Annotated in this window: 8 protein-coding genes; 3 read left to right on the forward strand and 5 right to left on the reverse strand. The window is 68.6% G+C overall.

The window, feature by feature from the left end; all coding sequences use genetic code 11:
- Positions 1-68 precede the first annotated feature (68 nt).
- Together WMF24_RS17220 and WMF24_RS17225 are read right to left on the reverse strand one after the other, a co-directional pair.
- Positions 69-386, reverse strand: coding sequence for a DUF3817 domain-containing protein (locus WMF24_RS17220; RefSeq protein ID WP_437737502.1), 318 nt, complete (start codon positions 384-386; stop codon positions 69-71).
- Entirely contained in the window at positions 383-751 is a 369-nt protein-coding gene (locus WMF24_RS17225) for a hypothetical protein (RefSeq protein ID WP_437737503.1), read from the reverse strand. The genes WMF24_RS17220 and WMF24_RS17225 overlap by 4 nt, the downstream gene beginning before the upstream one ends.
- A gap of 216 nt (positions 752-967) precedes the next feature.
- Between WMF24_RS17225 and WMF24_RS17230 the strand changes: the two genes are divergently transcribed.
- Complete coding sequence (locus tag WMF24_RS17230; RefSeq protein ID WP_437737504.1) at positions 968-1,918, forward strand: GlxA family transcriptional regulator; 951 nt, start codon at positions 968-970, stop codon at positions 1,916-1,918.
- Between the two features lie 1,415 nt (positions 1,919-3,333).
- Here WMF24_RS17230 and WMF24_RS17235 read toward each other — a convergent pair.
- Positions 3,334-3,903, reverse strand: coding sequence for a hypothetical protein (locus WMF24_RS17235; protein WP_437737505.1), 570 nt, complete (start codon positions 3,901-3,903; stop codon positions 3,334-3,336).
- Between the two features lie 593 nt (positions 3,904-4,496).
- Here WMF24_RS17235 and WMF24_RS17240 point away from each other — a divergent pair.
- Positions 4,497-6,392, forward strand: coding sequence for a WD40/YVTN/BNR-like repeat-containing protein (locus WMF24_RS17240; protein ID WP_437737506.1), 1,896 nt, complete (start codon positions 4,497-4,499; stop codon positions 6,390-6,392).
- A gap of 117 nt (positions 6,393-6,509) precedes the next feature.
- On the opposite strand, the gene WMF24_RS17245 is transcribed toward WMF24_RS17240, so the two are convergent.
- The gene (locus tag WMF24_RS17245) at positions 6,510-9,455 is read right to left on the reverse strand and encodes an nSTAND1 domain-containing NTPase (RefSeq protein WP_437737507.1); all 2,946 of its coding nucleotides are present in this window, start codon (positions 9,453-9,455) and stop codon (positions 6,510-6,512) included.
- Positions 9,456-10,063: 608 nt separating this feature from the next.
- Here WMF24_RS17245 and WMF24_RS17250 point away from each other — a divergent pair.
- Positions 10,064-10,915 (forward strand): hypothetical protein, encoded by an 852-nt coding sequence (locus WMF24_RS17250; protein WP_437737508.1) that lies wholly within the window; start codon positions 10,064-10,066, stop codon positions 10,913-10,915.
- A 128-nt stretch (positions 10,916-11,043) separates the two neighbouring features.
- Here the strand turns inward: WMF24_RS17250 and WMF24_RS17255 are convergent, their stop codons facing one another.
- The gene (locus WMF24_RS17255; RefSeq protein WP_437737509.1) at positions 11,044-12,258 is read right to left on the reverse strand and encodes an SRPBCC family protein; all 1,215 of its coding nucleotides are present in this window, start codon (positions 12,256-12,258) and stop codon (positions 11,044-11,046) included.
- Positions 12,259-12,522: the final 264 nt, after the last annotated feature.

The raw sequence follows: 12,522 nt of genomic DNA on the forward strand, positions 1-12,522 counted from the left end.
GGCCCGGAAACAGCTCGCTCATCTCCGGTTCGACGCCTTTTGCAACCATGCTGTGTTGAGCCGCGGTGTCACCGCGATCCGTCGGTAGCCGGGTGGCCCCGGTCGGCGTCGCGCCGGAGCAGCCGATCGGCGGCGAGGAACCCGAGCGGGACGAGCGACAGGCCGAGGACGCGGAGCAAGCTCCTCGCCGAGACCGCCCGCTCGAAATACGCCCGAGAAGCGGCCGAGAGCAGCACGAGGAAGAGCAGACCGTGAACGGTCCCGGCGACGCGCACCGCGATCGCCAGGCCGAGGCCGTACTTCAGCGGCATGGCGACGAGGAGGAGGAGCAGCAGGGAGGCTCCCTCGACGACGCTCGCCAGGCGCAAGGAATGAAGCGAGCTCACGGGAACACCTGCGCCCACGTCGGCTTGAGGACCATGAGGCCGACGACGCCGGCGAGCGGGAGCGCAGCGCACGAGAACGCTCCAGGACCCCGCCTGTCACGCGAGACGCAGTAGACGAGGGCGACGTTGGAGCCGACGGAGAGCGCGAGCCCGCCGACGACCCACAGCTCGAACATCCGAAAACCGCCGAGGGCTGCCAGGGCGTATCCGGCGCACCACGTCGCGAGCAGGCTCGGAGAGGCGATGCGGTGTACGGCGAGCTTCCGCTCGTGCGGATCCGCCGCGACGAAGCTCGCGACGAGCCCGCCGGCGTACCCCATCGCGCCGAGGAACTTCAACGTCAGGACCAGCTGATACAAACCCATCTCGCACCCCGGGGGCGCTTCACCGAAGCCCCGTGTTGCTGCCCGACCACGGGCGATGTCATCTCACGCGCGCCGCGGCCGCGCGAGCGGCTGAAACGCCAAAGATCGCCATGTTCTGGCCAGCGGGCTCGATGGCCGCTTCAGGGCCGTGAAATGCGCGCAGCTCGTCGCGTGAGCCGACCTGGCGCGATCATGGCCGGCATGTATGATCCGGCCATGCACCGCGTCGCCATCGTCGCCTTCGACGACGTCGTGGCCTTCGATCTGTCGATCCCGAGCGAGGTGTTCGGACGCGTGCGGCTCCCGAACGGACGCCCTGGCTACGAGGTCCGCGTGTGCGCCGCCGCGAGGGAGGTCGACGCCGGGGCCTTTCGCATGCGGGTCCGTCACGGGCTCGAGGAACTCCGCAGGGCGGACACGGTGATCGTCCCCGGGATCGCCGACATCGATCGCCCCGTACCCGAGCGGCTGCTCCGCGCCGTGCGGAGGGCGGCCGGCGCCGGGGCCCGCGTCGCCTCGATCTGCTCCGGCGCGTTCCTGCTCGCCGCGACCGGGCTCCTGGACGGGCGGCGGGCGACGACGCACTGGCGCGCCGCCGGGGAGCTCGCGCGGCGGTTTCCGCGCGTCGAGGTCGATCCGAGCGTCCTTTACGTCGATTGCGGGCAGCTGCTGACGTCCGCCGGCGCAGCGGCCGGCCTCGATCTGTGCCTGCACATGGTCCGGCGCGACCACGGGGCGGCCGTCGCGGCGGAGGCGGCGCGCCTCTCGGTGGTGCCGCTCGAGCGCGACGGCGGTCAGGCGCAGTTCATCGTGCACGCGCCGCCCACCGCCGACGGCTGCTCGCTGCGCCGTGTCCTCGACTGGATCGAGGAGAACCTGCACAGGGACGTCGCGCTCCGCGACATCGCCCGGAAGGCGGCGATGAGCGTCCGCTCGCTGAACAGGCACTTCAAGCAGCAGACGGGGACAACGCCGCTGCAGTGGCTCTTGCGCGCCCGCGTGCGCAGAGCGCAGCTCCTGCTGGAGACGACGGCGCGCTCGGTGGAGCGGGTCGCGTCCGACGTCGGCTTCGGCTCGGTGGCCGCGCTCCGCCAGCACTTCCACCGCGTGGCCGGCACCAGCCCGCAGGCCTACAGGAGCGCGTTCCGGAGCCGCCCGCGCCCGTAGGACGGACGCCGCGGCTGACCCGGTGCGAGCGCCGCCGTTGCGCGAGCACGTGCGCCAGCCACGCTCGGGCGGCCGCTTTGCGCCCATCGCGGCGACGCGCAGCATCGCGGCTCGGCGCGGGTGCTCGACGCTGGGGTTGCAACAGCGCCGCGCTCGACCCGCTCGTTCGACACAGCAACGAGGCGTCGCACGGCTCGCTGTACCGCCGCTTCGGCTCGCCGCGTCACACTTCATCGCGCAGCAATCCGGCTTCTTTCACCTTCGCGCGGAGCTCCGCTCCGACAACGGCGGCCTCTTGCGCGCGCACCACCACAGCGCGCTGCGCATCACTATCCCCGCGGACGCCGCCCTGGTGTCGACGTCCGCCTGCTCGCGGACCGCGACGAGTATACGAGCGAGCCGGCGGTACCTAAGCCGGAGGAGGTGCGAGGCGGGCGGCGCGACGAGCACCCGCCCCGCGATCGCTCTCACCCGAGCGTCCCGGATCCGTGTGGCAATCTTTGCCTTCCTGGCAAGGATTGCCGGTCCCTCGGGGCGATGGTGCGGCAAGAATTGCCATCCCGCGCCGCAGGCGGCAGCCAGAAGCAACGATCCGACCAAGGCGGCTGCGAAGCGAATCCGGATGAGCCGGGAGCGAGGCGCTGATCGCAACGCTCTCCAGACCGCTCGCCACGTGGACGTCGCACTCGATGGGCGCGGGCGATGGAGAGGCGTGTCCTGGGGCGCAGGAATTGCGGAGGACGAACCATCTGCGCAGGCCAGGAGCTGGACGAGCCTGCGGTGGACCCTTCCTGAGCCCATCGGTGCTGAACTGTAGCGTTAGCCGCGCCGACCGGGAGCCGGCGCTTCGGGAACCCGGCTCCAGGGCCTGTGGATGGTTGGGGTGACGACGTCCTGGTCGGAGACACCCGAACTGTCCAGGTCGCTGGTGGCACGGTCAGGAGGTAACTCCGGGGGGAAGATGAACGGCTGTCGCCTCCGGACGCCTGCGTCCTCCAGACTCTAGCCGCTTCGGCCGCAGAGCATTCGGTGGAAAAGCGACGGCTCATCCGCCCGTTCCAGCAAGACGGGGGGCCTGCGGGCCCGCAGCGCAACGAGCTGCCGGACAACGCAATTCATCGCGGAAGGAAGCAACCGGTCGCGGAACACCTCGGAGCACCGCTGCAAGGGATGGTCCCGTCGCGCTGTTTCCGCCTGTGCGCCTGCACGCGGGGGTGGTGTTCGGATGATCAGCATGGCCAGCCCGGTCGTGACGCGGAGCTGATCTGCGCTTCGGCCGGCGGGGCCTGCCGGAGTCTCGTGGCACGGTCATTGCGGCACGCGCACAGGCGCTCGGAGCGCTTCCCGTGAAAGCCCTCCGGGCTTCCTCCCCTCACGATCGCTGACACCCAGGGCGGCTGCAGCGAGCGCAGGTGCTACCGCCGCAAATCATCTGGGCGGGTTATCACTGGCCGGTCCTCTAAATCTCTGAGCAGCTCGAGCCACGACTGTACCACCTCCGCCGGCAATCCGGCGCTCTTGAGGCGCGCGCGAACCTCCGTCGCGTATTTGGCTCTCGGATTGGTCTTGTATTTCCGCGGGAGCTCCTCGACGCGGCTGAGGTACGTTCTTAACGAGCCTATCACCTGTACTCCGCACGGCCTGTTCACCAGGCCCAGGAAGAGATCGTGCTCGATAGCGTCGGCGTGGACTTTCTCCGGCACGAAGTTGCGGATGATCTTGGGGGTGAGCTCGAACCAGGTGTTCTCGAAGGCGTCGAGCTTGTGGAGGATGACAGGGGTGATCTCCCTGCCGCGGCCGAGCCCGAGCTGCTCGCGAACGGGGCGCTCGAACGCTTGCCGGCATTCATCGAGCTCAACGGTGCTGGCATCGCCGCGATCGGTGCGCCCGCCAGACAGAGCAGGTACGGACGCTTCGGACGGCCCGGAGGGGGCATCTTGCGGACCCAACTGTACAGAGGCGCTCGCGGACTCTGATTTCGGCATGCTGTATCTCCTCTCTGGCGCGTGACGGCCGGGAAAGCGACGCCAGTGCCTTAAAGTAAAGCAAGCCGCGTACCAGGTAACTCTTTCTCAAAGGCGCGAGGAGTGATGGACGTCGATCCGCCGACCTCCCCGAGGGCGGCGGGGCGACGCTGGGCGTCTTCGAGATGGTTAGCGCGACAGTCGATGGCTCTGCGGATGGCTTGTCGGTCGAACGCCGTAGGGTATATACCTCTCGTCCCGCACAGCTTCAGCCTGGCGTTCGCCTAGGCGAGCCGCGCGGCCGTTGACCGAGGGAGGAGCGAGGGAAGATGCGACGTGGGAGCATAGATCCGGACGGAACGGCCTCGGGCCGACGGCAAAGCGGCGCTGCGATTCGTCACGTGATGGCGGCGGTGTTCGTGACGGTGCTGAGCGTCAGTATAGGAGCATGCCTGGAGGGCGGCGTCCCTTGCGGCGAGAGTTTCTGCCCGTTGGATCGTGAGTGCTTCGCGATCCCGGAGGGCGACCGGAGCGGTACAGGGGTCAGTCATCGCTGCGTCAAGCCCGGCCACTGTAGTGACGGAGAAGTGTCGGAGGGAGAAGCTTGCGACCAGATGGTTCCCATCACCACGTCCTGCGTGGCCCTACGATATGATTTTGGTCGCCCACGCTGCACGCCGGCATGTTACGAGTTCTGGACCGCGTCGTGCGGAGACTGGAACTGGCGTATTCAAGAGACGAACACGGTGGCGAATCTCAACGCTATATGGGGAAGCGGTCCTCAGGACATCTTTGCCGTTGGGGAGGGCGGCACTATTCGGCACTACGATGGCCAGCACTGGCAGACTATGGAATCACCTATTGGTGATTCGCTGGTTGACGTGTGGGGAAGCGGGCCGCGGGACGTCTTTGCTGTCGCCGAAACAGGTGCCATCGCGCATTACGACGGCCATAGCTGGCAGGCCATCCAACCGCCCGCGTTCGACTCCGAGATGTGCCGAGATCCACCAAAGTGCATCACGTCTGCATGGGGGAGTGGGCCGAGTAACATATTTGCCATAGTTGGCATGGACAGGATTGCACGCTATGATGGTAGTCGCTGGCAAGCTATGGCCACGATAAGCTCGAGCGAGATCTTCTGGGATGTATGGGGCACCGGGCCGAGTAATGTCATCGCTGTCGGGGCCAACAACACGATCCTGCGCCACGACGGTGACGGCGATGCCTGGCATCCCATGGGCACGCCGGAGTCGGACAACCAATTGATTAGTATATGGGGGAGTGGCCCAGACGACGTCTTCGCTGTCGATCGGCGTGGCACGATTCTGCACTACAACGGTGATGGACGTGCCTGGTATTCGCTGAATGGCGATGGAGAAGAGCTGTCCATTACGAGTAATCCAGAAAAGGCATGGGGTGACGGGCCGAATAATGTGTTCATTGTCGGTGGCGCGGGCGAGATTCAGCACTATGATGGTCAGCGCTGGCAAGAACTGGTTCCGGTAACATCGAAAACCCTGAAGGATGTATGGGGCAGTGGGCCGGACAATGTGTTCGCTGTCGGTGAGGCTGGTACGATCCTGCGTTTTAGCGGCCAGCTCTGGGAGAAGCTTGCAGATCCCACGACGGAACGGATACTTGACGTATGGGCTAGCGGACCGGACCACTTTTATGCTGTTGGATCGAATGGCGCGATGCTGCAATACAAGAAGAAGGAAGGGAATGGTGACAATCCGTGGGTACCGATGCCGGATGTGCCGTCGGACGTGGCACTGTTCGGTGTATGGGGCAGCGCGCCAGACAATGTGTTTGCTGTCGGTGGTGACGGCACGATCTTGCAGTTTGACGGTAACGGTCGGTCGATTCAAAAAGTAAACTCTCCGGTAGATGAAACTGAAACGCTGATGAGTGTGTGGGGTAGCGCCGCGGACAATGTCTTCATTGTCGGAGACAAGGGCACGATTCTACGCTATGCTGGCCTGGACCGGCCGCCAACGGTGTGGAACAAGGAAAAGGCGCTGAGGAGCGTGTGGGGTAGCGCGGCGGACAATGTCTTTGCTGTCGGCGACAACGGCACGATCTTGCACTACGACGGCGGCATGGAGTGGCAGCCTGTCACGAGGAAACCGCCGACCGAGGAGGCGCTCAGGAGCGTGTGGGGCAGCGATCCGGACAATATCTTTGTCGTCGGCAATAACGGCACGATCTTGCACTACGATGGCGGCCCGGACTGGAAGCAGATCGAGGAACCGCCCACCCGGCAAGATCTGCACGATATATGGGGCACCGGCCCGGACAACGTATTTGTTGTCGGTATAAACGGTACCTTTTTGCATTATGATGGAATCTCCTGGCTGGAGCTCAATTCCCGAACAAGTGATCAGTTTTACGCCGTGTCGGGCAATGGTAAATCCTTCTTCGTTGTCGGCGAAGTCTCCACCGAGTCCAGCCAGAGCAGCGATATCGATGGCGTCATCTATCGTCATACCCGAACGGCACCGCGCCGCTAATCGCGTTCGCTCCGTTCAGGGAACACGCCGGGGCCGCGCGCCGCGCCTCAGATAAGGCACTTGAGCCGCTGCCCTGGCATTCTGCTCCCGCTCGTTACGGCACTTGCCCCGCGCGCTTCACTGCCCGTGGACGGCTCGTTGTTTCAACGTCGGCGCAAACCTCCCCGCAGCGACCTCGATCAGCTGCTCCAACTCGCGCTTGCTCTGCAGCGCAGCGTCTCTCGCCCTCTGTGCCTCGGCCGCCGCCACGCGGGCCCGCTCGGCCTCTTCCTCGGCACGCTTCCGGGCCTCCTCCGCCTCCCGCTTCATCTGCTCGGCCAGCTGCCGCTGCACATCGCTTTCCTGCTGCGCCTGCTTCGCCACATTCCTCTCCGCCTCGGCCAGCCTCCGCTGCGCGTCGCTCTCGTGCTGCGCCTGCACCGCCGCATTCCTCGCCGCCTCGGCCCGCCGTCGCTGCACATCGCTTTCCTGCCGCGCGCTCTCGGCCGTGCTCCGCTGCGCCTCCTCGCTCTCCAGCGCGCGAGCCAGCGTCACGACCCCCGTCCCCGCCGCGACCACCAGCAGCGACAGCGCCGCGATCACCCCGGAGACGACCCGGCGCTGCCGGCGCTGCGTCTGATCGGCCAGCTTCAGCACCGCCTCCAGGAAGAGCCGCTCCCGCTCCGGCAGCGCGCCGTGGTAGCGCTGGCGAAAGCCGCGCGCCTCCTCGGCGACCTTGCCGCGCCAGAGCGTGTCCGCGGCGCGACCGCTCGTGTCCCACAGCCGCGCCGCCGCGCGCAGCCGGTCCAGGAACACCGCGTCTCCCTGGCTCTCTTCGAGCCAGCGCTTGAGCGTCGGCCACCGCTCGATCAGCGACTCGTGCACGATCTCCACCGTGCCACCCGCGTGGTCGCTTCCGGTCTCGATCGCCAGCAGCCGTCCATCGGCGAGCAGGCCCACGACCCGCTCGATCTCGCCCGGGTCGCCGGGCAGCTCGCAGAGCTCGCCCCGGCTCGCCACGGCGCGCGTCCGCTCCGGCGTCACCAGCCGCTCCAGCACCGCGCGCGCGAGCTTCGCCTGGCGCTCGGTCATCCCGGCCAGCACCGTGTCCGCGTGGCTCGCCAGGGCGCCCGCCACGCCGCCGAGCGCCTCGTAGCTTGCCCGCGTCAGCAGCCGGCGCCCCCGGTCGCGCAGCTCCCACAGCCTCGCCGCGGTGAACTGGAGCAGCGGCAGCGCCCCGCGCGTCGTCTCCAGCGCGTCGAGGATGCCCTCGACCATCGCCGGGTCCTCGATCGCGTGCCGCGCCGCCTCCACCGGCTTCACCAGCGCCTCGCGCAGCCCTTCCCGCCCCATCGGGCGGAGGAACACGAGGCCGCGGGTCATCGCCGCCATGAAGTGCTCGTGCTCGGCCATCCGATCGAGGAAGTCCGACCGCACCGACAGCACGACCCGGAGCGGCGAGGAGGCATCGTCGGCGATGCCCTCGAGGCACGCGAGGAACGCCGCGCGCTCGCCGGTCGATGCGCCGAGCGTGATGAGCTCCTCGAACTGATCGATGAACAGGAGAAGCCGCCGCTGAGAGCGGCCCGCCCACCCGCGCAGCGCCGCGCCGAGCAGGCCCGGCTCGGCGCGCAGCCGCTCGACCAAGGCCGCGCGCGTCGACGCGCCGCTGCCGGGCGCGAGCGCCTCCAGCTCCCCGCTCAGGCGCACGGCAGGGTTCCCAAAGAGCTCCGCGAGCGCCGCCATCGGCTCGCGCCCGGGCCGGAGCACGAGCGCCTCCCAGCCCTCGCCGGAGCGCTTGAGCGCCGGGATCACCCCGGCCCGCACCAGCGACGACTTTCCGACGCCCGACGCGCCCGCGATCGCGAGCAGCGGTTGGTTCCGCAGGCGAGCGACCACGCCCGCGAGGTCCTGCGCGCGGCCGAAGAAGCGATCGGCGTCGGCCTCCTGGAATGACGACAGGCCCGCGAACGGGCTCTCGTCCGCGCCGAGGTGGATCTCCCGGCGCCCGGGCAGGAGGGGCAGGAGCTCGGCCAGGAGCTCCTGTGCGGACGCGAACCGCTCGGCTTTGCTCTTCTTCAGGCAGCGGTCGATGATCGCGCCGAGCGCGCCGACCTCCGGGTGACTCGCGCTGACCTCGGGCATCGGCTCTTCGAGGAGCGGCACCTTGAGGAGGTCCATCCGGCTGCATGGCGCGAGCGGGTGCGCGCCGAACACGAGCTCGTGCAGCATGATGCCCACGGCCCAGACATCGCTGGCCGGGCCGATTTCCGTCCCTCGCCACTGCTCCGGGGACATGTACGGCAGCGTGCCGACGATCCCCCCGTCACGGGTCAGACGCGTGTCCCCGGCGGTGGATCCCTCGGCCACGAGGCTCGCCTCGTCATCACGCAGCTTGGCTATGCCGAAGTCGACCACCTTGATCGTTCCCGACGCGTCCAGCATGACGTTTTCGGGCTTGAGATCGCGATGGACGATGCCGGCCGCGTGCGCGCTGGCGAGCGCGCGCACGACGGGGACCATCAACTCGATCGCCATGCCAGGCGGGACCGGCGCCGTCGATACCTCATCGGCCGCACCGGCGGGCCTGCGCTCCTCCATCCAGTCGCGGAAGCTCTGCCCCTCGATGTACTCGAGCACCATGTACGGGAATCCGTCGTGCTCGTTCACCTCGTGGATCGTGACGATATGCTCGTGCTTGCAGCGTGCGGTGGCCTGCGCCTCGACGAGGAAACGCTTCACTCCCGTGTTGCTCAGCCGGGTGAGCAGCTTGATCGCGACGAGGCGAGCGAGCCGCAGATCCCGCGCCAGGAAGACCACGCCCATTCCGCCCTGGCCGAGTTCGCGCAGGAGCTCGTAATGACCGACGCGGGTGCCAGCCGACGGCGGCGGCTTGGCATATGCCAGGAGTGCCGGCCGCGGGGCGGCCGTCGCGGTCGTGGCCTGGCCTCTTACGTCCCGCACGCCCGCGGCCCCGGCGCCGTCCTTGACAATCGCCCTGTCGGGCAGCTCGGCCTGAGAGCGCGCTGCGCCGGCGACCGTCGAGTTCGCAGCGACGGTGGCCCCGTAGGCATCGCTGCTCATCGCAGGATACCTCTCGCAATCGCGCGGCGATGCGTTGACGGTCGACGAAGCTGCTCCTGTGGGGCCAGCGTGGCTGACATCTCCCGTTCCCTCCCGCCAGACAGACGATGTACGACGCCGCCTTGTGCACGATGACGGCAGCCAGCGCGCTGGTGAGAGCATAACCGCTCCCGCGAGCGCCTGTACACTCCTTGAGTGCCTCGAGCGCCTGTACACTACTCGCTGTACGGCGAATCCCTGCCGGCTTCCCTGACACGCGGCCTTGTGGCGACCTCCGTACCCCAAGCGGCGCAAGCAGCTGACGGGCCCCCGCGGCGCCGGCTCACTTTACAGGAGGACCTGCCAGGGCGTAGCCTGCGTTTGCTCACTCTACTCAGCGAGCCGGGCCGCGCGCTCACGGATGCGCAAGCGGACATCCACGGACGCCCCGAAGGAGGCGCTCGGTCATCATGAGGACGACCTCCAAACGACCCGCTCACGTCGCTCTCTCGACAGCGCAGCGCCTCCTGCCCATCGCGCTCGTTGCCCTGTGCGCCGCGCCCGCGCGAGCCCAGACGCCGCTACCGTCATTGTACCAGGGGGTTTCCGAGGAGCGACAGCAGCGGGCCATGGCGCTTTACGGGGAGGCGAGGGAACTGAACAGGAAGCTGTTGCTCGTCGAGGCGCGGGCGAAGTACGAAGAAGCGCTGGCCTACTGGGATCAACCCCAGCTCCGATTCTACCTGGGACGGTTGCTCAAGAGCATCGGGCAGCCGCTCCTGGCCTACGAGCACCTGCGTCGCTCGCTGAGCGGGGGCCCCGGCTGGCTCGAACCCGACGAGGAGAAGGAGGCGCGCGAGAAGCTGCGAGAGCTCGTGAAGCAGGAGCTCGGCGCCGTCGAGATACGCTGCGAGGAGCCGGGCGCCGCCGTGCTGCTCGACGGCACGCCTTTGTTCGTTGGTCCAGGCACCGGACGCCGGATGGTCATGCCGGGTGAGCATGCCGTCGTGGCGACGAAGCGGGGCTACTTCACGGTCGTCAAGCCCATCGCCGTGTTCGCCGGCAAAGAAGCTTCAGGCCAGCTCGTCATGAGCGTCGATACCGTCATCTCGAGACAGCGGTGGCCCGCCTGGATCCCCTGGGCCACGCTCGGGGCCGGTGCTGCCCTGGGCGTCGTGGGCGGCGGGCTCATGTGGCACGCCAGCGCGCGCCACGAGGACGTAGATCAGGGCTTCCAGCGCGAATGCGGTGCGTCCTGTCCGCCGGAGGACCGCTACGACTACGCTGGTAGCGTCTTCGAGGATCGGCTGGCCATCGGCGCCATCATTGCCGGCGGAGCGACGGCGATCACGGGGGTGGCCCTGCTCTTCATGAACAGGCCAGAGGCCTACCGCACCGAGGACCGGGGCGGCGTGAAGCTCGAGGTTCGGCCCGCCGCGTCGCCTGATGCTGCGGGCCTGGCGGCTCGGATCGCGTTCTGATCCGGCGGACGGAGCCTTCGCGCGGAGCGGCTGTCAGAACCCAGCATCCGCGAAGGCACTCGTCATGCTCGCGTCGTTGAAATCTCTGTCCGGATCCCCGGCGCGGCGTCCGACTCAGCATCAGAGCACTACCGGACGACCTGGAGCTCCTCGAGGATCACCGCGCTGCCGCCGGCCGTGATCGTGCCCTGCTCGACAAGGGTCTTGAAGCGCGCGAGGTCCTCGTTCATCGCGTGCTGCGGATCGGCGCCGAAGAGCGACGCCACCGCGTGGCCGAGCGCGCCCGCGGGCGGGTTGTACGACATCTTGACGTCGAGGCGGGTGCCCTCGGGGCACTCCTCGAGCCGCACGACGCCCTCGTTCTCGATCGCCTGACCGGGCAGGCTCCGCCAGGCGATGAGCTCGTTCGGCACGAGCTGCGTCATCTCGGCGTCCCAGGAGACGGGGATCCCCGCCGGGCCCACGGCGGTCCAGCGCATGCGGCCGTCGCCCAGCGTCTCCACCTCGCGCAGGTGCGACATGAACCGGGGGAAGCTCTCGAACTGGATGAAGGCCAGGAACACGTCCCGGACCGGCGCGCGCACCGTGATCGTCTTCTGGAAGTCCACGGCCCGGCGCCCCGCGCCGACGCCGAGCAGGTGGCTCGCCGGCCGGTTGCTGACGTCCCGGAGCAGCACCGCGGCGCCGACCGCGCCGAGCAGCGCCCCGATCGGATCGCGGCGCTTGATCGCGTAGCCGACGAGCCCCACGCCGAGCGCGCCCATCAGCAGGCGCGTGGCGGGCGACCAGCTCGCCTTCATGAGCTCGAACCGCTCGCCGGTCCGGGCCGAAGGGCCCTGGAGCGCCGGGATGCCCTCCGCCGAGCGGTGCACCTCGAGCTGGTCGGTCACGAGCCGCACGCCGTTCACGCCGGAGACGGCGGCCAGGAGGCCGTCCACCTCGTGGGCGAGGACAGGGCCGCGCAGGGTCACACAGCCGTCGAAGACCGCCACGCTTATCGCGTGGGGGTGCGACACGACGCGCCCGAGCTTGGCGCGGACCCGGTCGGCGAGCACGACGTCGGAGACCGGCTCCTGCCGCAACATCGACCTGGCGCCCGCGAGCGCGCCCCGGCTCCGCTGCCGGAGGTCGCGAGCGCCCTTGTCGAGCAACGTGCCCGTCCGGCGCGCCAGGCTCACGGCCTTGTCGCGCGCGCCCGCCCGGCGCCGCGCGCCCCGGTCGGGATCGAGCGTGTACATGAGACCGGCGCCGACGCCGAGCGCGGCCGCGACCGCCGCCGCATCCCCGAGACCATGCCGCCTGCGTGGAAGCACCGATCGCAGCATCCTGTCGAAGACGTTCATCGTGATCCTCCTCCGTGGCTCGTCCCGTTGCGGCCCCGGGACGCGACCCGCCTCCGCGCGCCGCGGAAGCTCGGGGCCCGGGAACGCAGGCCAGATGGGCCCGTCATGCGGTGGCCGACACCCAGGCTCATGCGGATTGCATCGTACGGGTGCGCCGTACGCGAAGCGCGGAGACCTCGCGCGTCGCGTGCGCGTCAATTCGCGTGTGGAGCCGGATGGGACGGCCTCAACGGCCTTTGCTGCGCCTCAACGGCCTTTGCTGCG

This window comes from Sorangium sp. So ce1335, assembly GCF_051521615.1.
Taxonomy (GTDB): Bacteria; Myxococcota_A; Polyangia; order Polyangiales; family Polyangiaceae; genus Sorangium.

Excerpts from the sequence above, each read along its gene's own strand:
- WMF24_RS17225 (WP_437737503.1), bottom strand. The coding sequence starts at position 751 with ATGGGTTTGTATCAGCTGGTCCTGACGTTGAAGTTCCTCGGCGCGATG.
- WMF24_RS17230 (WP_437737504.1), top strand. The coding sequence starts at position 968 with ATGCACCGCGTCGCCATCGTCGCCTTCGACGACGTCGTGGCCTTCGAT.
- WMF24_RS17235 (WP_437737505.1), bottom strand. The coding sequence starts at position 3,903 with ATGCCGAAATCAGAGTCCGCGAGCGCCTCTGTACAGTTGGGTCCGCAA.
- WMF24_RS17240 (WP_437737506.1), top strand. The coding sequence starts at position 4,497 with ATGGTTCCCATCACCACGTCCTGCGTGGCCCTACGATATGATTTTGGT.
- WMF24_RS17245 (WP_437737507.1), bottom strand. The coding sequence starts at position 9,455 with ATGAGCAGCGATGCCTACGGGGCCACCGTCGCTGCGAACTCGACGGTC.
- WMF24_RS17250 (WP_437737508.1), top strand. The coding sequence starts at position 10,064 with ATGGCGCTTTACGGGGAGGCGAGGGAACTGAACAGGAAGCTGTTGCTC.
- WMF24_RS17255 (WP_437737509.1), bottom strand. The coding sequence starts at position 12,258 with ATGAACGTCTTCGACAGGATGCTGCGATCGGTGCTTCCACGCAGGCGG.